Origin of the sequence: Photobacterium carnosum (assembly GCF_021236965.1) — a bacterium.
Lineage (GTDB): Bacteria > Pseudomonadota > Gammaproteobacteria > Enterobacterales > Vibrionaceae > Photobacterium > Photobacterium carnosum.
The window spans coordinates 35170-57340 of sequence record NZ_WMDN01000024.1 but is presented as its reverse complement, the minus strand read 5'-3'; the positions used below and the strand labels follow the sequence as shown (position 1 = coordinate 57340).

Below are 22171 nucleotides of genomic sequence, written 5' to 3'. Positions count from 1 at the left end.
CTCTTTATAAATAAAGAGTGTAATTTTAAAGCTTTTTATCATTTAAAAAATGATAATTAAATAACTGTGCCAAAACAATCTTCTCTATAAATAGATTGGGTCATTTTGTATTGGTCACTCAGTTTATTGATAAATCTTTCGACTTAACTATTCAGTGAGTGCCCACACAGATTGCATGGTCAAATTGTTAAAGAACAATCTTCTTCGAATTATCAAACATTTGACTGTTTATTCGTTTCGTTGAAGTGGACGGCCATTCTAGCGAAATAACATAAAGTGTCAACCACTTTTTCATTTCTTTTATCAGGCGTATCATCCAATCGATTACTACATAACATCTTCTTTTATAAAGCTGCTTGCGTTTCGATAGAGCAGCAGTATAGAGACAACTGCTACCATCGCAACTACTTTATGCTTTTTATCAATAAAAAGGGTTCATTAGATCAAAAAGCAAACAAAGCGATCAATAATACAATTACAACGCTTTAAATTGCTGACTAAAATTTGATACTTTCTGCCAATCGGTATATTCAACTTCTTTAGTCGTATCTGTTTCGCCATCTGTTAACTTCATAATCAGCTTAATCATAGTGCGATCAAAAAAGTTATAGCGTGGATAACGTAATGCTCCGGCGAAGACCGCCATCATTTTAGGATGCCATGGCGACTTCAATAAAAACTTCTTTATATAAGCACTGGTTGCTGGTGTATCTTTGCCTTCTTTACGCGCAGTTAAATTGACACAAAAGAAAGCGACCTTTGCTTGTTCAAGACTTGTAAGATTTCGCGCTATAAATTGATATAGCTTTTTATTTAAATGGCCATAACGTACAGAGGCACCAACAAGTACTCGGTCATAAGCACTAAAATCAATTTTTGGCTCTAAATGAATATCAACATAATCACATTGATACTGCTCACCTAAATTCTGCTCTATATGGTTAAGGATTTTAATCGTTTGTCCTTCACAACTAGAATGCAGTAATAATACCTTTTCCATGATAGCTCCTTTAATTACGCCAAAAGGTCGGCGTAAATAAAACTAATAATGTAAATACTTCTAAACGGCCAAATAGCATAGCAATAATGAGGATCCATTTCGCTGAATCATTTATTTGACCAAAATGAACCGCAACTTTGCCTAAACCTGGGCCTAAATTATTAAGCGTTGCCGCCACAGCCGAAAATGCGGTTAATTCATCGATACCTGTCGCAATAAGTGCCAGCATACACACCACAAATACCAAAGCATAAGCAGAGAAAAAACCCCACACGGCATCAACAACTCGTTGAGGTAACGCTTTATGCCCAAGTTTAATGGTGTATACCGCACGCGGGTGTACTAAGCGTTTTAATTCTCGTACCCCTTGCAATGAAAGTAACAACATTCGAATCACTTTCATACCGCCACCCGTTGAACCTGCGCAGCCTCCTATAAAGGAGGAGAATAATAATAAAACAGGTAAAAATAATGGCCAGTCAGAAAATCCTGTGGTGGTAAACCCGGCAGTGGTAGAAATAGAGACCGTTTGAAATAGCGCTTGATCAAAAGCATCAAAAGAATGGTCATAAGAATGATGCTTTAATAGCAATCCAAAACAAATCACAAATAGAATAAGTTGCACCACGAAGAATGCTCTAAATTCAGGATCTCGCCAATACGTTTTGAGGTTTATATTGCCATTACCAAACGCAGCAAAGTGAAGGGAAAAATTACAGGCTGAGATTAGAAGAAAAACTACGGTGATCATATTAATGGTAGGACTATTAAAATAACCAATACTGGCATCATGGGTTGAAAAACCACCGATTGCGATCGTTGAAAAACTATGTGATATCGCATCAAAACCACTCATTCCAGCAAGCCAAAACGCTAATGCACAAGCAATTGTTAATACTAAATATATATACCACAACGTCTTAGCTGTTTCGGCAATACGCGGTGTCATTTTGCTGTCTTTTACTGGCCCCGGCGTTTCAGCGCGATAAAGCTGCATGCCACCGATACCTAGCACGGGTAATATAGCAACGGCTAACACGATAATTCCCATACCACCAAACCACTGTAATAACTGACGATAAAATAAAATCGCTTTTGGTAAGTGGTCAAGACCAACAATGACTGTTGCCCCCGTTGTTGTCAGTGCAGAAAATGATTCAAAAAAGGAGTCAGCAACCGACAAATCTGGATTTTTAGACAACAGAAAAGGCACCGCACCTGCGCTGCCAATAACCGCCCAAAACAACACTACAATTAAAAAACCATCACGGGCTTTTAATTCACGCCGATGATAGCGATTAGGAAACCATAACGCTGATCCACCCGCTAGTAATAAAAAGAAGGTGACAACAAAAGGAAATCCAGCACCATCACGGTAAATCAAAGCCACTAGAGCGGGAATGAGCATCGTGACACTAAATAAAGCGAGCAACAGCCCGACGATACGTATAATTGAACGAAACTGCATGGCCTTAATCGGCCCTCATCTGAAAGTACATAATAGAATAAATAAGGGTTAACTCTCTGACGTTGATGTCGCGACGATCCGCCCACCACTACGATTAACCAACTTGGTACTAAACTCAGCCACAATGCGACTATCAAGTGCTAAATGCATACTGACTTGTTGGGCATAATCAGCCTTCAATTGCGTGCCGCTATATTCGCTTAATAATGATTCAACTAATGAAATCTGATTATAATCACAACATAAAAACAACTCACTGGTGATGATCTTTTGTTGTGTGGTCAGTAACGTTAATGCTTGTTGTACGCCACCACCATAAGCCTTAACTAACCCACCAGTGCCTAAATGGATCCCGCCAAAATAACGAACAACAACGGCGGTTAGTTCACCAACACCGGATCCGGTTAATTGGGCTAATATCGGCTTCCCTGCTGTACCTGATGGTTCGCCGTCATCACTAAAGCCCCACAACATTGAATCTGTCGGTCTACCCGCAGCAAAGCCCCAACAATGATGATTGGCACTTGGATGGGCTAACTTTACTTCGTTAATAAACTGCTTAGCCGCTTCAATCGACGCCGTATGGGCCAAATAAGTTATAAAATGGCTTTTCTTGATTTCTTCTTCCAAAGTTACTGATTGCAGTGGGATCAAGTAAGGCTCAAAGGTTGACATAAAACATACCCCATCATCAAAAAACAACGGCAGGATAACATATTCCTATCATGACCCAAGCAATGCTCATTATTGCTTACAATGACACTCATTCTACAAATAATCACCTTTAAGATAATGTATCAACCGACAATGTTAAATAAATGTTTAAATTAATTATTGAATTTGTGGTCATTGCAGTTCAGACTAAATATTAACCACTACAGGTCAAACCAGTTAAATCACACCAGATCCGTCATAGCATGGAATATATGGAGATAGAACATGATTTACCACGGTGAAACACTCTCTGTACACTACCTTGAAGAAGGGATCGCTGAACTCATTTTTGATGCACCAGCCCCCATCAATAAATTCGATCTTGCTACCCTTGAAAGTTTTAATCGAGCGCTTGATGCACTCTACCAACAACCCAACCTTAAAGGCTTAATCCTACGTTCAACCAAAGCGGCATTTATCGTTGGTGCCGATATTACTGAATTTCTAGGATTATTTGCCCTGCCAGCAGATCAACTGTCAAAGTGGCTTCATCATGCCAATACTATTTTTAATAAGTTAGAAGATTTACCCGTTCCAACCATCTCGGCCATTAATGGTTACGCCCTAGGTGGTGGTTGCGAATGCGTACTCGCGACTGATTTTAGAATTGCAGATCATCAAGCGCATATTGGATTACCAGAAACAAAACTCGGGATCATGCCAGGATTTGGAGGGACGGTTCGCCTGCCACGGTTAATTGGCGCTGATAGTGCAATGGAAATAATTACCTCAGGTAAAAATAACAAAGCCGATTCAGCCTTAAAACTAGGATTAATTGATGCGGTGGTTGCCACAGATCTCTTACCAACAGCAGCATTACGTATTATTAAACAAGCTATTGCGGGTGATTTAGATTGGCAGCAACGCCGATCTCAAAAAAAAATGCCATTAAAGCTAACAGCTACTGAAGCATTAATGAGTTTTACCACGGCTAAAGCGATGGTCGCTAATATCGCAGGTAAACATTACCCTGCACCAATGGCGGCAGTGACCGCAATCGAAACCGCTGCAACCTGCGAACGCACACAAGCTTTGGCTATCGAAAACACTCACTTTGTCACCCTTGCTAAAACCGATGTTGCTCAAGCTTTAGTGGGTATTTTCCTAAATGATCAATATTTAAAAAGCAAAGCTAAACAAGCCATTAAAACAGCCCAACCGATACAACAAGCGATGGTACTGGGCGCAGGAATTATGGGTGGTGGCATTGCTTATCAATCAGTAACAAACCATGTCCCCGTTGTCATGAAAGATATCACCAGCAAGGCCTTAACTCTTGGCATGCAACAAGCCGCTAAGTTGCTCAATAAAAAGCTCACTCGAGGGCGGATTGACGGCTTACAAATGGCGGCAACATTAGCCACCATCACCCCAACCCTGACTTATTCTGATTCCAATCACGTTGATATTGTTATAGAAGCGGTAATTGAGAACCCCACAATAAAAGCCGCAGTACTCGCAGACGTCGAACAACAGGTTACCGATACCACGGTCATCACTTCAAACACCTCAACAATCCCAATTAATTTACTCGCGGCTTCATTACAACGCCCTCAAAACTTTTGCGGCATGCACTTTTTTAATCCGGTACACAAAATGCCATTGGTTGAGATCATTCGCGGCCAGCACACCTCAAATGAAACCATCGATCAAGTGGTGGCTTATGCGGCTAAAATGCGCAAAACCCCTATTGTGGTAAATGATTGTCCGGGATTTTTTGTTAATCGAGTTTTATTTCCTTATCTAGCGGCATTTAGTTTACTACTACGTGATGGTGGTGATTATCGTCAGATTGATAATGTTATGGAGCAAGATTTCGGGTGGCCAATGGGACCGGCTTATCTGCTCGATGTCGTGGGTATTGATACCGCCCATCATGCTCAAAAAGTGATGGCAGAGGGATTCCCACAACGAATGGCTAAACACGATGCCGATGCTATTGATGTGTTATATGAGCAACAACGCTTTGGGCAGAAGACAGGAGCGGGATTTTTTAATTATCATCTGGATAAAAAAGGTAAACCTAAAAAAACAATTGATCCACACACTGCCCGTTTACTTGCGTCCATTGCAGCAACGTCGACCTCATTTTCAAGCACCACCATTATCGATCGCATGATGATTCCAATGATTAATGAAGTCGTACGCTGTTTAGAAGAAAACATTATTGCGACGCCAGCTGAAGCGGATATGGCATTGGTCTATGGCTTAGGTTTTCCTCCTTTTAGAGGCGGGGTATTCCGTTATTTAGATAACCTAGGTTTAGCCAATTACGTCGCATTAGCCGATAGCCATCAATCACTCGGCCCTTTATATCAAGTACCTGACGGTCTGCGCGCCAAAGCGACGACTGATGAGTGTTATTACCCCACCGTTGCTGCGGCATCATTAAGGAGTTGATTATGAATAATGTGGTGATTGTTGACTGTATTCGTACCCCGATGGGACGCTCAAAAGGCGGTGCATTCCGCCATGTACGTGCTGAAGATTTATCGGCACATTTAATGAAAGGATTATTAACCCGTAACCCTCAATTAGATGCGAATAATATAGAAGATATTTATTGGGGATGTGTGCAACAAACCTTAGAGCAAGGATTTAATATTGGTCGTAATGCAGCACTACTAGCAGGGATCCCAACCACTGTCGGCGCAACAACCGTTAACCGTTTATGTGGTTCATCCATGCAAGCGCTGCATGATGCCACTCGCGCTATTATGGTGGGTGATGCACAAAGCTGTTTAATTGGTGGCGTAGAACATATGGGTCATATACCGATGACTCACGGGGTTGATTTCCACCCTGGCCTATCGAAAACTGTCGCTAAAGCCGCGGGAATGATGGGATTAACCGCAGAAATGTTAGCGCGAAAATATGATATTAGTCGTGAGCTGCAAGATCAATTTGGCGCGCGCTCACACCAGCGCGCTCATGCCGCTACGATTGAAGGTCGATTCACCCGTGAGATTTTTGCTACTGAAGGTCATGATAATGAAGGAATTTTAACTAAATATACTACCGATGAAGTGATTCGCCCCGAAACAACCGTGGCGGCACTAAGCCAATTACGCCCGATTTTTGATCCCACCCATGGCACGGTAACAGCGGGAACATCATCAGCGTTATCAGATGGCGCGGCGGCAATGTTACTCATGGATGAACGCCAAGCACGCGCATTAGGCTTACCCATTCGCGCGCGAATCAAAGCAATGGCGATTGCCGGATGCGAACCTTCACTAATGGGATTTGGCCCTGTCCCTGCCACTCAAAAAGCATTACAACGCGCAGGGTTACATTTAGATGATATTGATGTCATTGAACTCAATGAAGCCTTTGCAGCACAAACATTGCCCTGCATTAAAGCGCTGGGGTTAATGGATCACTTTGATGAAAAAATTAACCTTAACGGCGGTGCTATTGCCCTTGGTCATCCATTAGGGTGTTCTGGTGCGCGTATCTCCACTACTCTAATTAATATTATGGAGCAAAAACAAGCCCGTTTTGGTTTAGCAACAATGTGTATTGGTTTAGGGCAAGGCATTGCCACTATCTTTGAACGAATAGAATAATTACACTCAATATATAGCGTGTCGCTGTTGGTCCTATCATTAAATACATAACATGCAACTTACACATAGATACAATGAGTAAGTTTCATTTTATTCATGAAGATAAGCCGTCTACACTCAATCCTATATTGATTGCTAACCATGAATTTACCGGAGTATTGCAATGTTTAAAGCACTAGTACTAGAACAAGAAGATAAAAAAACACTAGCAACTATTCGCCAAGTGGCAACATCTGAATTGCCTGAAGGTGATGTATTAATTGATGTTGATTACTCTTCATTAAACTATAAAGATGGCTTAGCAATTACCGGTAAAGGTCGTATCGTACGTCAATTTCCTATGGTTCCTGGTGTCGATTTAGCGGGCACAGTGGCTGAATCAAGTGATGATCGTTACCACGTTGGTGATAAAGTGGTATTGACTGGCTGGGGCGTTGGTGAAGGTCACTGGGGTGGCATGGCTGAAAAAGCCCGCCTAAATGCAGATTGGTTAGTACCATTACCTGCCAATCTTGATGGCAAACAAGCGATGATGGTCGGTACTGCGGGCTTAACTGCGATGCTGTGTGTACAAGCGATTGTTGATGCTAATGTCAAACCTGAAGATGGCGAGATTTTAGTAACAGGCGCTAGCGGTGGTGTAGGTTCAGTTGCCGTCACTTTACTGGCACAACTCGGCTATAAAGTTGCCGCAGTAACAGGTCGCGCTGAAACCAATGGTCCATTACTCAAGCAACTTGGCGCAACGACTATTATTGAACGTAGTGTGTTTGAAGAACCCGCTCGCGCACTTGATAAACAATTATGGGCTGGCGCTATTGATACTGTTGGTAGCAAAGTACTGGCTAAAGTATTGAGCCAAATTAGTTACAACGGTGCCGTTGCGATTTGTGGTCTGGCTGGCGGCTTTGATTTACCAACGACAGTAATGCCTTTCATTCTGCGTAATGTACGTTTGCAGGGTGTTGATTCAGTGATGTGCCCATTTGAAAAACGCCAACAAGCATGGCAACGTCTGACTGAACTCTTACCAACAAGCTACTTTGAACAAGCTTGTCGTGAAGTCACACTTGAACAAGTGGCTGAATGTGCAGAAGCGATCACTAATGGTCAAATCACCGGCCGTGTCGTCATTAAACTGTAATAGCTAAATAATGCCGCATTAATACCGCAGAGTGATGGTCATTAATGAATAAGGTCAGCCATGTGCTGGCCTTTTTATTGACCCAAACATACCACTACAACAACCCGATATCATGAATACGTGAATCTATCAGCCGCCCACATTCTTGTTTAATAATAGTTCGCAGCCATATTTGTGATGCCGAATGTTCACAACGCGCATGCCATAATAATGAATAATCAAATGGCTTAAATTCAAACGGTAATGGCTTCACAATTAATTGATAACGCTCTGCGACTAAATAGGCTAAGTCAGCGGGTACGGTAATAATCAATGGCATTTGTTCAATAATAGCTAAAGCCGCTTCTAAATGATAAGCCCGTAACACCATTTTAGGTGGCGAATAACCACGTAACTGTTCATCAATTAACGCCTTAACACCATCACTTATTGCAATCATTGCATGAGGATAGGTCAGATAATCCTGCAATGTGAGCGGCTTATTAGCGAGTGGATGATCAGGGCTAACAAGACAAAACACACTCACCAAGCCTAATAACTGATGACATAACGGTTCTATACCAAAACTTGGCCGACAAATTGCCATATCACAGCCACCCGTAGTTAATTGGGATAACACGTTATCATGCCGCAATGGACTAAATTCTAATGCTATATGGGGCGCTTCTTGATAAATACGTGGTAATGCAAAAGGCAAAATAGTCTGCATTGCATAATCAGTGGTGGCAATCTTAAATGTTTGCTCACAGGTAGCGGGATCAAAATCATTTGGCGTCAGTAATAGTCGCAATGACTCTAGCGGTTCATTTAACTGTTCATTTAATTCTAATGCCCGTTGCGTCGGTAGTAATGACTGCCCTTGACGGGTAAACAAAGGATCACCGACTAAATCACGTAGTCGGCCAAGAACTCGACTCATTGCCGATTGGCTCAAGTTAAGTCTGATAGCGGCGCGACTTACACTACCTTCATCCAACAACACCTTTAACGCAACCAGTAAATTTAAGTCACGACGGTAAACATCTTCGAGCTCCATTGTTTTACTTCTCTAACGCTACAAATTAATCAGATATGGCAACAGTATGGCGGGATAGATAAAAAAAATCCCACCTTTTTAAGACGGGAATATTCAACATATCGTATTAATCATCAACACTACTGCTATTTTTTTTGTTGTTCCAATTCGTTTTTATTGGAGAGTTCAAGCCATAAACCAAGGATAGTCGCCAGTAAACCGCCAATAGCAAATAAGCCTGTTGTATGATGACTGGTTAACATAATGGTACTAAATGAAATAATACACAACACGGCATAAATCATTACTCGATCAATTGAGGTTAACATAATATTCTCCTAATCCTTTAGCAAGAAACGTTAATGTCTTGTTAACAACGTTACGCAATTTATCTTGATTTGCCAAGCCTTATTGATTAATTCTTATCCATCAGTATGATCACAATGTCTACAATAATACGTGAAAATTATGACCGCAATTTTTGAAAATCCGACCCATAGCCTCGATGCTCAAGGCTTGCGTTGTCCAGAACCCGTAATGATGGTGCGCAAGACAGTCAGAAGAATGGCAACTGATGAAACCTTATTAGTTATAGCTGATGACCCATCAACGACCCGCGATATACCAAGCTTTTGTCGCTTCATGGATCACACTTTAATCGCCGCAGAAATAGAAACGCTCCCTTATCGCTTTCTAATCAAAAAAGGCGCTAGCAACTAATACCAATAAAAAAGGCAACGTTAATAAACGCTGCCTTTTTAGTTGTTACTGATCACGCTGTTGCTGGCGTAAATTATCCAATTCATGTTGTACCTGACGTAACTCTTTTTTAAGTGGTAATACATAACGTAACCGAACCCATGCATCAACAGACAAGTAGGTTGTAATAATCGTTCCAACCACCATCGGTAACCACATGTCAGTTAACATCATTCCCGCTACATTCAATACAAATGCAATATGAAACAACCAACATTGACTTTGCGGTGAGATCGCTGAAAAGCGCGCCATAGAACCCCCCTACATCACCCAACAGAATTAGAGTTAACGATTAATTAATCTCGACTCTAACATGGTAAATAGTGATTATCTTTTGCTGAAATCACAGTTATAAACTTAAATTAATGAATGTTGTATAACGCTTTAATCCCCCGATCAATGACCGTCGAGTTTCACATGAAACAAAAAAAACCATGCGCCAAAGCCCATGGTTTTTAATATCGTGACACCACGTCATTATTCTCAATTCGAGAAGATTAACCTAGTGGAGATAGAATGATCTCTACACGACGGTTTTGAGCACGACCTTGTGTAGTACTGTTTGTTGCAACAGGACTATTTTCACCACGACCTTGAGAAACAACACGGTTCGCGTTTACACCTTGACGAATAAGGTAGTTACCTACTTCGCCAGCACGTACTTGTGATAGACGTTGATTATAAGCAGCAGCACCAGAACTATCAGTAAAGCCTAAAACGTTCAACTGCGTTTTAGGGTATTCTTTCGCGACTAACGCTACATTATGTAATGCTTCCATCGCACGGCTATTTAATGCAGATTGGTCAACACCAAACGTAATTTCATTTGGCATATTTAAAATGATGTTATTGCCATTACGAGTAACACTGATACCTGAAGAGGCTAATTGCTGACGCAGTTTCGCTTCTTGTACATCCATGTAATAACCAATACCGCCACCTAATGCCGCACCAGATGCTGCACCAATAAGCGCGCCTTTACCACGATCGTGTTTACTTGAAGATGCGATACCAATTGCGGCACCTGCTAATGCACCAATGATTGAACCACCAGTACCTTTTGCAGTCTGGCTTTCACCCGTATAAGGATTTACAGTTGAACAACCGGCAAGAGTAACTGCTGCAACAACAGAAATTACTGCTGCACGTACCCAAGTTTTTGATGCCATCACTTGATTTTTTGACATTTAATTTAAAGACCCATGTTATTGATATGCATATTTCATATCGAATAAAACCTCATTGAATATAATACCAATGAGTTATTTGTTAGCGCTATTGTAATCAACAGATACATTTACGCCATCAAAATAATGTCAAATATTCATGAAATTCCTACGCTAATAAGAGCCAATAATAGGAATTATCTCAAAACAAGCCATAGATGGATAAAAAACACCCACAGCCCCTACTCGCCTCTGGGTTGGCAATGTATACTTGATAATTCATTATTTCATCCACTAATCTCGCGAAGCTGACAATGCAGAAATACGATATTAAAACCTTTCAGGGCATGATCCTCGCGCTGCAGGATTACTGGGGCCAACAAGGCTGTACTATTGTGCAACCTCTTGACATGGAAGTGGGCGCAGGTACCTCGCACCCAATGACATGTCTACGAGCTCTAGGTCCAGAACCAATGGCAGCAGCGTATGTACAACCTTCTCGCCGTCCAACCGACGGTCGTTACGGTGAAAACCCTAACCGTCTTCAGCACTACTATCAGTTCCAGGTAATGCTTAAGCCGTCTCCAGATAACATTCAGGAACTGTACTTAGGCTCATTAGAAGTACTAGGTGTAGATACAAAAGTACATGATATCCGTTTTGTAGAAGACAACTGGGAAAACCCAACCTTGGGTGCTTGGGGTCTTGGCTGGGAAGTTTGGCTTAACGGCATGGAAGTAACACAGTTTACTTACTTCCAACAAGTTGGCGGCATTGAGTGTAAACCTGTAACAGGTGAAATCACTTACGGTATCGAACGTCTAGCGATGTACATTCAAAACGTTGATTCAGTCTATGACTTAGTTTGGACAGATGGCCCATTAGGTAAAGTAACCTACGGTGATATCTTCCATCAAAACGAAGTTGAGCAATCAACTTACAACTTTGAATACGCTGATGTTGATTTCCTATTTACTTTCTTTGACCAGTGCGAGAAAGAATCACTGAAGCTATTAGCACTTGAGCAGCCACTGCCACTACCTGCTTATGAGCGTATTTTGAAAGCAGCACATGCCTTCAACCTACTTGATGCTCGTAAAGCAATCTCAGTGACTGAGCGTCAACGTTACATTCTACGTATTCGCAATGTAACTAAACAAGTCGCTGAAGCTTACTATGCATCACGTGAAGCACTTGGCTTCCCAATGTGTAAAAAAGATAAGTAAGGGATAGCCATGACAGATAAGAATTTCTTAATTGAGCTAGGTACTGAAGAGTTGCCACCCAAGGCACTTCGCACTCTAGCTGAAGCGTTTGCAGCCAACTTTGAAGCGGAACTAAAAGCCGCTAACTTACCTCACCAAGGTATTAAGTGGTATGCAGCACCGCGTCGCCTAGCACTTAAAGTAACAGCGCTTGCTGAAAATCAACCTGACAGAATTGTAGAAAAGCGCGGCCCAGCGATTACGGCAGCATTTGATGCAGAAGGTAATGCGACTAAAGCCGCTCAAGGTTGGGCACGCGGTAACGGTATTACGGTTGATCAAGCTGAACGCATGGTTACCGATAAAGGCGAATGGCTACTGTTCAAGCAAGAAGTAAAAGGCCAACCAGCCCAAACATTACTGCCTGAACTTGCCGCAGCTGCACTGGCTAAACTTCCTATTCCACGCCCAATGCGTTGGGGTAATAAAGACACTCAATTTATTCGTCCAGTAAAAACACTAACGATGCTATTGGGTGAAGAGCTTATCGAAGGCACTATTTTAGGTATTGCTTCTGCGCGTACTATTCGTGGTCACCGCTTTATGGGTGAAGCTGAATTTACTATCGATAATGCTGACCAATACCCTGCGATCTTAGAAGAACGCGGCAAGGTAATGGCAGACTACGATGCACGTAAAGCAATCATTCTAGCCGATGCTAAGAAAGCAGCTGATGCCGTTGGCGGTATTGCAGATCTTGATGATGAGCTAGTTGAAGAAGTTACCTCTCTTGTTGAATGGCCAGTCGTGCTGACAGCTTCATTTGAAGAAGAGTTCCTTAAGGTGCCTTCTGAAGCCTTGGTTTACACCATGAAAGGTGACCAAAAGTACTTCCCTGTTTACGATGCTGAAGGCAAACTAATCCCTAAGTTCATCTTCGTATCTAACATCATCTCAAATGATCCAAGCCAAGTTATCTCAGGTAACGAGAAAGTGGTTCGTCCACGTTTGGCTGATGCTGAGTTCTTCTTTAATACTGACCTTAAGAGTAAGTTAGTTGATCGCCTGCCTCAACTTGAGACAGCTATCTTCCAACAACAATTGGGTACTATTAAAGATAAAACCGATCGTATCACTGAGCTTGCGGGCTACATTGCAGAGAAGATCGGCGCAGATGTCACTAACGCTAAACGTGCTGGCCTACTGGCGAAATGTGACTTAATGACCTCAATGGTATTTGAGTTTACTGAAACCCAGGGTGTTATGGGTATGCACTATGCGCGTCATGATGGCGAAGCAGAAGATGTTGCACTAGCACTAAACGAACAGTACATGCCTCGTTTTTCTGGCGACCAATTACCAAGTACTGGCGTATCATCAGCTGTCGCAATGGCTGACAAACTTGATACTATCGTTGGTATTTTTGGTATTGGCCAAGCACCAAAAGGTAGCGATCCGTTTGCATTACGTCGTGCCTCTCTAGGTGTACTACGTATCATTGTTGAAAATGGTTACGATCTTGACCTTGTCGATTTAGTTGCTAAAGCGCATTCACTATTTGGTGATAAGCTAACTAACGCTAAGGTTGATTCAGATGTAATTGAATTCATGCTAGGTCGTTTCCGTGCATGGTATCAAGACGCAGGCTTCAGCATTGATATTATTCAAGCTGTACTAGCAATGCACCCTACTCAACCATCTGATTTTGACAAGCGTGTTAAAGCCGTAAGTCATTTCCGTGAGTTAGATGCAGCAGAATCACTAGCCGCTGCGAATAAGCGTGTGGGTAATATTCTAGCTAAATTTGATGGTGAACTACCAACAACTGTTAATAACAGCTTATTAGTAGAAGCCGCAGAGAAAGAACTAGCAGCGAAAGTTGAGACAGTAGTCGCAACCCTAGCGCCAGTATTCGCTGCCGGTGATTACCAACAAGCATTAACAGAGCTAGCATCACTACGTGAACCTGTAGATGCGTTCTTTGATAACGTAATGGTAATGGCTGATGACGAACAACTTAAAGTTAACCGTCTAACCTTGCTTAACCTACTACGTAACCAGTTCTTACAAGTAGCCGATATTTCATTACTGCAAAAGTAACGATTCTCGCTAATAAATAAGAATGACTAACCACGCTGCGGCGTGGTTTTTTTATAACTTAAATCTTGGTAACTTAACATTGTTCCACGTGAAACATTCGACACAGCCGACCACTACCATTTAGGGTAACTAAGGGTTTCGCTTCTGGTGACAATCAGGTACTTTGATCCATCGCCCATCATATAACGGGCATCGCAAGCACGTAACCCTGCACTGATATAGAGGTCGATAGCACCATGGAATTTTCTAGCTTTGGCGATAAGTTCGCTGGTGATTCAGGCATTACGCAATTAATGCACGATTTAAATGATGGTTTAACCAACCCTGATGCGATCATGCTCGGGGGTGGTAATCCAGCTCAAATACCTGCGATGGTCGATTATTTTAATCAGTTACTGGTTGAAATGGCTGCCACTGGTGAATTAACCGCGTCGGTCACCAACTATGATGGTCCTCAGGGAAAAGACCGATTTATTAGCGCCCTTGCGACCTTACTTAAACAACATTATGGTTGGGACATCAGCAGTAAAAACATCACCCTCACCAACGGCAGTCAAAGTGCCTTCTTTAATTTGTTTAATTTATTAGCCGGTAAATGCCAAGATGGTTCTCATAAAAGAATCCTCTTGCCGCTGTCACCTGAATATATTGGCTATGCCGATGCAGGACTTGATAAGAATATGTTTGTCTCTTATCAACCGACGATCAGCTTATTGAATAATGGTTTATTTAAATACCATATTGATTTTAGTAAGTTGGTTATTGATGACAGCATTGGTGCAATTTGTGCTTCTCGCCCCACCAATCCGACAGGAAACGTACTGACTGATAATGAGGTTAAGCAACTCGACACTCTCGCCCAAGCACACAATATCCCACTCATTATCGATAATGCTTATGGCATGCCTTTTCCTGATATTATCTTTGCGGACGTAACCCCATTTTGGAACAGTAATACTATTTTATGTATGAGCTTATCCAAACTTGGCTTGCCGGGCATTCGCTGTGGAATTGTAATTGCCAATGACGACATTATTACTGCGTTAACCAATATCAACGGTATTATCAATCTTGCACCGGGCAGTTTAGGTCCTACAATTGCCGATAAGCTTATCGCGCGTAATGATTTATTGCGATTAAGTCATGACGTTATTCGACCGTTTTATCAACGTAAAGCACAATATGCCGTGAGCCGATTACAGCATTATATTACCGATCCACGGTTTCGAATTCATAAGCCAGAAGGCGCTATATTTTTATGGTTGTGGTGTGATGCGTTACCAATCGCCACCAAAGAACTTTATCAACGTTTAAAAACGCGCGGAGTATTGATTGTTCCGGGTGAATATTTCTTTATTGGTTTAGAACAACCATGGCAACACAGTCAGCAATGTATACGCATGAACTACGTTCAAAGTGATGAACAAATGGAGCGAGGAATTAAAATTATTGCGGAAGAAATCACTCGAGCTTATGCCATGGGTTAGCCCAATTCTACCCTCCCCTCTAGTCTACTGAATAAAATCGCCACATAAAAAAACGCCGCTAATGATAGCGGCGTTTTTATAAGTATTAATCTAATGACAAACTAGACGTCAAGGTTAGCCACTTTTAATGCGTTCTCTTCAATGAAGTTACGACGCGGTTCTACTTGATCACCCATCAAACAGGTAAACAACTCATCTGCCGCAACAGCATCATGAATAGTAACTTGTAGCATACGACGAGCTTCAGGATCCATCGTTGTTTCCCACAACTGGTTAGGGTTCATTTCGCCCAGACCTTTATAACGTTGTAAAGAAAGACCACGACGTGATTCTTTATTAAGCCACTCTAATGCTTCTTTGAAACTTTCGATAGGTTGCTTACGCTCACCACGCTGAACAAAAGCAGTTTCATCCAATAGACCGTCTAATGCTTCAGACAAATCAGCCAACTTACCGTATTCTTTTGAATTAAGTAAATCAAAGCTTAATGGATATTCATGGTCAACACCGTGTGTACGAACCACAACCTTAGGCAAGAAGACGTTATTCTCTTCATCGCGTAAAATTTCAAACGTAAACTGGCTTTCACCTGTTTGCTTGGCATTTAGCGCTGCAATGATCTGTGTTAGCCATGCTTCAACTTGCGCACTTTCTGCTAGCATTGCTGTGCTTAAACGCGGTTGATAAACCAACTCATTGAGTAATAACACAGGGTAACGACGGCTCATACGCTCAATCAGTTTCATTGCGCCATTGTACTGAGTCACCAAACCTTCAAGTGCAGTACCTGTCATTGCAGGTGCACCATCATTTGCAAACAGTGATGCATTATCTAATGCTAACGCTGTTTGGTATTGGTTCATCTCTTCGTCATCTTTGATGTATTGCTCTTGCTTACCTTTCTTCACTTTGTAAAGTGGTGGCTGAGCAATATAAATATGACCACGCTCAATAAGCTCAGGCATTTGACGGTAGAAGAAGGTCAATAATAACGTACGAATGTGCGAACCATCGACATCGGCATCGGTCATGATGATGATGTTATGGTAACGAAGCTTATCCGGGTTGTATTCGTCACGACCAATACCACAGCCCATTGCGGTAATAAGCGTTGCTACTTCTTGTGAAGATAGCATCTTGTCGAAACGCGCTTTTTCAACGTTTAGGATCTTACCTTTAAGCGGTAGGATTGCCTGATTTTTACGGTTACGTCCCTGCTTGGCTGAACCGCCCGCAGAGTCCCCTTCCACAATGTAAAGTTCAGACAGTGCAGGATCTTTTTCCTGACAATCGGCAAGTTTACCTGGAAGACCCGCTAAATCTAATGCACCTTTACGACGTGTCATTTCACGCGCTTTACGCGCCGCTTCACGAGCACGAGAGGCATCAATAATTTTACCACAAATGATTTTAGCATCTGATGGATTTTCTAATAAGAACTCAGCAAACTTCTCGTTCATTGCTGATTCAACCGCGGTTTTCACTTCGCTTGAAACCAGTTTATCTTTAGTTTGGCTAGAGAACTTAGGATCAGGTACTTTAACAGAAACAACCGCAATCAGACCTTCACGTGCATCATCACCAGAGGTCGCTGCTTTCGCTTTCTTTGAATAACCTTCTTTATCCATAAAGGTATTTAAAGTACGAGTCAATGCACCACGGAAACCAGCTAAGTGCGTACCACCATCTCGTTGTGGAATGTTGTTAGTGAAACAATAAACGCCTTCTTGGAAGCCATCATTCCACTGCATTGCCACTTCAACAGTAATGCCATCTTCACGTTCACTCTCAAAATGGAATACTTTCTGGTGAATCGGGGTTTTATTACGGTTTAAGTGCTCAACAAATGCACGAATACCACCTTCATAGGTAAAGTGGTCTTGCTTGCCTTCTTCGCGTTCATCGATCAATCGAATTGATACGACAGAATTTAAGAATGACAATTCACGTAGACGTTTTGCTAATATGTCGTAATGAAACTCAAGGTTGGTAGTAAATGTTTCTTCACTTGGCCAGAAACGTAAACGGGTACCAGTTTTCTCAGTATCACCAACAATTGCAATCGGTGCTTGAGGCACGCCATGACAATACGTTTGCTGATGGACATGGCCTTTACGGCTAATGGTTAGCTCAACTTTTTCAGACAAGGCGTTTACAACCGAAACACCTACGCCATGGAGGCCGCCAGACACTTTGTAAGAATTATCATCGAATTTACCACCGGCGTGAAGGACGGTCATGATAACTTCCGCCGCAGACACACCTTCTTCTTCGTGAAGTTCAGTCGGAATACCACGACCATCATCGCTTACTGAAACCGAACCATCTTCGTGAATCGTAACAATGATATCTTCACAGTAACCAGCAAGAGCTTCATCGATAGAGTTATCGACAACCTCAAAAACCATGTGGTGCAAGCCAGTACCATCATCAGTATCACCGATGTACATTCCTGGGCGCTTACGTACCGCATCGAGGCCTTTAAGCACCTTAATGCTTGATGAATCGTAATTATTGGACATTGAGTTACTCTCGCTTTAATTATCCTGCGTTATCTTGCCGTCTTCGACCATGAACAACCTACCATTATCATCAAGCATATCAACCACTTGTTCGCGACTGATAGCACTAATGAATACTTGGGCGTTAGTTTCCTTTAATCGCTGCGCAAGCAACGCTCGCCTATGGCTATCCAATTCGGAAGCAAAATCATCAATTAGGTAAATACACTGTTTGCCGGTGGCCTCAGTCAGATGTAAACCTTGCGCTAAACGCAACGCACACACCATTAACTTTAGCTGACCGCGGGACAATACGTCCTCAACCGGTATTCCAGCAACTTTGATCCGTAAATCAGCCTTATGCGGCCCACTTACGGTATAGCCAAGCTGACAGTCACGTTCAAAATTACGTTGCAGCAGCTCAGCATACGGTGTTTCTTTTTCCCAGCCACGATAAAAACCGAGCTGGATTTCAAATTCAGGTAAGAATACCTGACATATTTCAGCCGCTTTAATCTTAACGGCTGTAATGTATTCTTGACGCCATATACTTATTTGTTCAGCAAGTAACGCCAGCTCTTGATCCCAATAACTGAGTTCACGGTAGCTACGTGCCTGCTTTAATAATGCATTGCGTTGTTTAGTCAGTCGTTTTAAGCGGCTCCATGCATTATAGAACTTTGGTTCAACATGAAACACACCCCAGTCAATAAAAGACCGTCGAAATTTAGGTCCACCGATCAATAAATCAAACCCTTCAGGGGTAATTAACTGTAACGGTAAAATCTGGGCTAACTGAGCTAACTTTTGATTACTTTCACCACCAATTTTAACTTCAGTCGTACCATCACGCTGCTTACTGATCCCCAACGGTAAAGTAAGGTTATTGTTATCAGTAACTCGACCATGAATAAACAATTGTTGTTGTTCATGGCGAATAACGCGACTGGTTAAATGGCTACGAAAAGAACGGCCATGCCCTAAATAATGAATCGCTTCAAGGACACTGGTTTTACCGCTGCCATTAGCGCCAACTAAAAAATTAAAACCACTGGCTAACGCAATATCACACTTAGCAATATTGCGAAAATCCTGCACCAATAACCGAGTAAGTGCCATAATTACAATCTAATTGGCATTACTACATACATGGCTTCATCATTAGTTGCATCTTCAATTAATGACGGTGCATTGGCATCTGATAACGACAATCGTACTTGATCACACTTTAGCGTGTTCAATACATCAAGCACATAGCTAACATTAAAACCAATTTCTAAGCTATCACCCTCGTAATCAACATCAAGAAACTCTTCTGCTTCTTCTTGTTCAGGGTTATTGGCTGTAATGCGCATTTCACCATTTGATAAACCGACTCTAACACCACGGAATTTCTCATTAGATAAAATAGCCGCTCGCGCAAATGCTTTACGCATCTCATCGCAGTTTGCTTCAACAAACTTAGTGCTATTTTGTGGCATTACACGACGGTAATCAGGGAAACGACCATCAACAAGCTTAGAGGTAAACACAAAGTTACCAACGGTAGCACGTAAATTTGAATGACCAATCTGAATATTAACCAAGGCTTCAGGGTTATCAAACAACCGTACTAATTCTAATACCCCTTTACGCGGTACTATAATTTGTTTAGTCGGTAAATCATGACCCGTATCAATCGCACAAACAGCCATACGGTGGCCATCTGTTGCTACCGAACGTAAATGTTGGCTATCGGTTTCGAACAACATTCCATTAAGGTAATAACGCACATCTTGGTTTGCCATTGAAAACTGAGTGCTATCAATCAACTGACGCATACGACCTTGTTCAATGGTAAATTCAACTTCACTTTGCCAATCTTCAATATTAGGAAAATCAGCCGCAGGCAATGTCGTTAGTGTGTAGCGACTACGACCAGAGCGGATTAACACTCGATCACCTTCATAGATAACCGCGATAGTTGCGCTATCAGGCAAACCACGACAAATATCTAAAAATTTACGTGATGGTACCGTAACAGCACCCGCTTCGAAATCGCCCTCTAATGCAACTTTAGCAATTAACTCGACTTCAAGATCGGTACCCGTCATCGACAAGCAGCCATTCTCAACTTGCAGTAAAATGTTACCTAAAATGGGTAATGATGGGCGACCACCTAATGCACCAGTCACCTGCTGCAAAGGTTTTAATAAATGTTCACGTTCAACAGTAAATTTCATATTAAGACGACAACGTTCTAATTAGGTTTGAATAATCTTCTTTAATATCGTGGCTTTCTTCACGTAACTGCTCAATCTTACGACAAGCATGGAGCACGGTAGTATGATCGCGACCACCAAAGGCATCGCCAATCTCAGGAAGACTGTGGTTTGTCAGTTCTTTAGCCAATGCCATTGCCATTTGACGCGGACGAGCAACACTACGTGAGCGACGCTTAGACAACATATCAGCCATCTTTATTTTATAATATTCAGCAACTGTTTTCTGAATATTATCAATCGTCACCAACTTTTCTTGTAGTGCTAATAAATCACGTAACGCTTCACGTACAAAATCAATCGTGATCGCACGACCAGTAAAGTTAGCATTAGCAATCACACGATTCAACGCACCTTCTAATTCACGGACATTGGAACGTAACCGCTTCGCAATAAAGAATGCCACTTCATCTGCCAGACGAATATTATGATCTTCGGCTTTCTTCATTAAAATAGCGACGCGGGTTTCTAGTTCTGGTGGCTCAATGGCGACGGTTAGTCCCCAACCAAAACGAGATTTTAAGCGATCTTCAACCCCATTAATTTCACGCGGATAACGATCTGAGGTCAAAATAATTTGTTGATTACCTTCTAACAATGCATTGAAGGTATGAAAAAATTCTTCTTGAGAGCGTTCTTTATTGGCAAAGAATTGAATGTCATCAATCAATAATGCGTCAACACTGCGGTAATAACGCTTAAATTCTTCGATGGCATTATTTTGTAGCGCTTTCACCATATCTTGCACAAAACGTTCAGAGTGCATGTAAACCACTTTGGCGTTTGGCTTTCGTTTAGCAATCGCGTTACCGACGGCGTGCAATAAGTGTGTTTTGCCTAAACCAGTACCGCCATATAAAAATAACGGATTATAAGCAGCGCCAGGGTTATCTGATACCTGACGACAAGCAGCAAGACCTAATTGATTTGATTTACCTTCAACAAAATTATTAAAATTATGTTTAGGGTTTACATTAGAGCGATAACCACCAGGTGATTCTGTTTGTACCGGAGAAGGTGCTGGCTCATAGCGCATGGGCTCAGGCTCTACGCGAGGTCTTGATTGTGGCAACGTAAAAACAGGTGGTGCAAGAGGTTGCGGTGGTATAACAATGCGTTTACTACCGACCTCAAAATGCAGGCTCGGTGTATCAGTACCACAAAATTCATTAAGTAGACGATTGATATTATTGAGATATTTATCACGTACCCAATCAAGCACAAATCGATTAGGAGCAAATAATGTCAATGTATGATCATTTAACTCAGCCTGAAGCGGACGCAGCCACATGCTGAATTCTGTCGCAGGGAGTTCTTCCTGAAGGCGTTGAAGGCACTGCAACCATAGCGAAGATGACAAGGTAGACTCCACACTGAATAAACAAAACATAAAAGGAAGATAATTTTATACTCGCTGAACAAGGATCACCAGTAAAGAGATCGCAGATCCAGTGAATAAGATCGAACTTATGCACATAGATCCCACAATAAAATGCAAGATCAGCACAATTTAACCCACCTTTACCCACAACTATATTAACACAGCTACCACAAATATAAGTCTTTCATTCCCCGTTTAATGCTGTTTTTACTTAATAATGACCATTAAATCGCCATCCATTATCATCCACAGGGAAAACCTCACGCTGTGGGTAACCTTTTATAACAATCACCGTTTTTTCTATGCCTTAAAAGGCATGATATTAAGCCGCAATATGCCGCTAGCCAAACAAATGGTTATTTCAAATAACTGTTAATTATTATCTTTATGATTAAATATCG

18 protein-coding genes are annotated in these 22171 nt (G+C 41.8%); 7 read left to right on the top strand and 11 right to left on the bottom strand.

Going from position 1 to position 22171, the window contains the following annotated elements:
• Nucleotides 1-475 precede the first annotated feature (475 nt).
• From hemG to GLP24_RS16980, 3 genes are read right to left on the bottom strand one after another with little or no spacing between them, the layout of a single operon-like run.
• Entirely contained in the window at nucleotides 476-1000 is a 525-nt protein-coding gene (hemG, locus tag GLP24_RS16990) for a menaquinone-dependent protoporphyrinogen IX dehydrogenase (RefSeq protein ID WP_101769727.1), read from the bottom strand.
• A 10-nt stretch (nucleotides 1001-1010) separates the two neighbouring features.
• Nucleotides 1011-2468, bottom strand: coding sequence for a TrkH family potassium uptake protein (locus GLP24_RS16985; protein ID WP_221944867.1), 1458 nt, complete (start codon nucleotides 2466-2468; stop codon nucleotides 1011-1013).
• 48 nt (nucleotides 2469-2516) lie between these two features.
• Complete coding sequence (locus tag GLP24_RS16980) at nucleotides 2517-3143, bottom strand: YigZ family protein (protein WP_232616297.1); 627 nt, start codon at nucleotides 3141-3143, stop codon at nucleotides 2517-2519.
• 264 nt (nucleotides 3144-3407) lie between these two features.
• Between GLP24_RS16980 and fadB the strand changes: the two genes are divergently transcribed.
• The 3 genes from fadB (at nucleotide 3408) to acuI (ending at nucleotide 7895) form a co-directional block, all read left to right on the top strand.
• Nucleotides 3408-5582, top strand: a complete 2175-nt coding sequence (gene fadB / locus GLP24_RS16975) for a fatty acid oxidation complex subunit alpha FadB (protein ID WP_232616296.1) — start codon at nucleotides 3408-3410, stop codon at nucleotides 5580-5582.
• A gap of 2 nt (nucleotides 5583-5584) precedes the next feature.
• The gene (fadA, locus tag GLP24_RS16970) at nucleotides 5585-6751 is read left to right on the top strand and encodes an acetyl-CoA C-acyltransferase FadA (RefSeq protein WP_232616295.1); all 1167 of its coding nucleotides are present in this window, start codon (nucleotides 5585-5587) and stop codon (nucleotides 6749-6751) included.
• 163 nt (nucleotides 6752-6914) lie between these two features.
• A complete protein-coding gene (gene acuI / locus GLP24_RS16965) occupies nucleotides 6915-7895 on the top strand; it encodes an acrylyl-CoA reductase (NADPH) (RefSeq protein WP_232579521.1) in 981 nt (326 codons plus the stop codon).
• 94 nt (nucleotides 7896-7989) lie between these two features.
• Here acuI and GLP24_RS16960 read toward each other — a convergent pair whose 3' ends face one another.
• Nucleotides 7990-8931, bottom strand: a complete 942-nt coding sequence (locus GLP24_RS16960; protein WP_101769721.1) for a LysR family transcriptional regulator — start codon at nucleotides 8929-8931, stop codon at nucleotides 7990-7992.
• Between the two features lie 125 nt (nucleotides 8932-9056).
• The gene (locus GLP24_RS16955) at nucleotides 9057-9239 is read right to left on the bottom strand and encodes a hypothetical protein (protein ID WP_101769720.1); all 183 of its coding nucleotides are present in this window, start codon (nucleotides 9237-9239) and stop codon (nucleotides 9057-9059) included.
• Nucleotides 9240-9378: 139 nt separating this feature from the next.
• On the opposite strand from GLP24_RS16955, the gene tusA reads away from it, so the two are divergent.
• The gene (gene tusA / locus GLP24_RS16950) at nucleotides 9379-9630 is read left to right on the top strand and encodes a sulfurtransferase TusA (protein WP_101769719.1); all 252 of its coding nucleotides are present in this window, start codon (nucleotides 9379-9381) and stop codon (nucleotides 9628-9630) included.
• 45 nt (nucleotides 9631-9675) lie between these two features.
• On the opposite strand, the gene GLP24_RS16945 is transcribed toward tusA, so the two are convergent.
• A complete protein-coding gene (locus tag GLP24_RS16945; protein ID WP_101769718.1) occupies nucleotides 9676-9921 on the bottom strand; it encodes a hypothetical protein in 246 nt (81 codons plus the stop codon).
• A 245-nt stretch (nucleotides 9922-10166) separates the two neighbouring features.
• Entirely contained in the window at nucleotides 10167-10856 is a 690-nt protein-coding gene (locus tag GLP24_RS16940; protein ID WP_101769717.1) for an OmpA family protein, read from the bottom strand.
• A gap of 293 nt (nucleotides 10857-11149) precedes the next feature.
• Here GLP24_RS16940 and glyQ point away from each other — a divergent pair, with 293 nt between their 5' ends.
• The 3 genes from glyQ to GLP24_RS16925 all read left to right on the top strand — a co-directional run bounded on the left by glyQ (nucleotide 11150) and on the right by GLP24_RS16925 (nucleotide 15627).
• Entirely contained in the window at nucleotides 11150-12061 is a 912-nt protein-coding gene (gene glyQ, locus GLP24_RS16935) for a glycine--tRNA ligase subunit alpha (protein WP_101769716.1), read from the top strand.
• Between the two features lie 9 nt (nucleotides 12062-12070).
• Nucleotides 12071-14140 carry a glycine--tRNA ligase subunit beta gene (glyS, locus tag GLP24_RS16930; protein ID WP_232616294.1) on the top strand — a complete coding sequence of 690 codons (2070 nt, stop codon included), beginning with the start codon at nucleotides 12071-12073 and terminating at the stop codon, nucleotides 14138-14140.
• A 236-nt stretch (nucleotides 14141-14376) separates the two neighbouring features.
• Nucleotides 14377-15627 carry a valine--pyruvate transaminase gene (locus GLP24_RS16925; protein WP_232616293.1) on the top strand — a complete coding sequence of 417 codons (1251 nt, stop codon included), beginning with the start codon at nucleotides 14377-14379 and terminating at the stop codon, nucleotides 15625-15627.
• 101 nt (nucleotides 15628-15728) lie between these two features.
• On the opposite strand, the gene gyrB is transcribed toward GLP24_RS16925, so the two are convergent.
• The 4 genes from gyrB to dnaA are packed head-to-tail and all read right to left on the bottom strand — an operon-like array spanning nucleotide 15729 to nucleotide 21749.
• The gene (gene gyrB / locus GLP24_RS16920) at nucleotides 15729-18149 is read right to left on the bottom strand and encodes a DNA topoisomerase (ATP-hydrolyzing) subunit B (protein ID WP_232616292.1); all 2421 of its coding nucleotides are present in this window, start codon (nucleotides 18147-18149) and stop codon (nucleotides 15729-15731) included.
• A 15-nt stretch (nucleotides 18150-18164) separates the two neighbouring features.
• On the bottom strand, nucleotides 18165-19247 hold the full coding sequence (gene recF / locus GLP24_RS16915; protein ID WP_152654208.1) for a DNA replication/repair protein RecF: 1083 nt from the start codon (nucleotides 19245-19247) through the stop codon (nucleotides 18165-18167).
• A gap of 2 nt (nucleotides 19248-19249) precedes the next feature.
• Nucleotides 19250-20350: a DNA polymerase III subunit beta gene (dnaN, locus tag GLP24_RS16910; protein WP_101769711.1), complete on the bottom strand. Its 1101-nt coding sequence runs from the start codon at nucleotides 20348-20350 to the stop codon at nucleotides 19250-19252.
• A gap of 1 nt (nucleotide 20351) precedes the next feature.
• Entirely contained in the window at nucleotides 20352-21749 is a 1398-nt protein-coding gene (gene dnaA / locus GLP24_RS16905; protein WP_101769710.1) for a chromosomal replication initiator protein DnaA, read from the bottom strand.
• Nucleotides 21750-22171 lie beyond the last annotated feature (422 nt).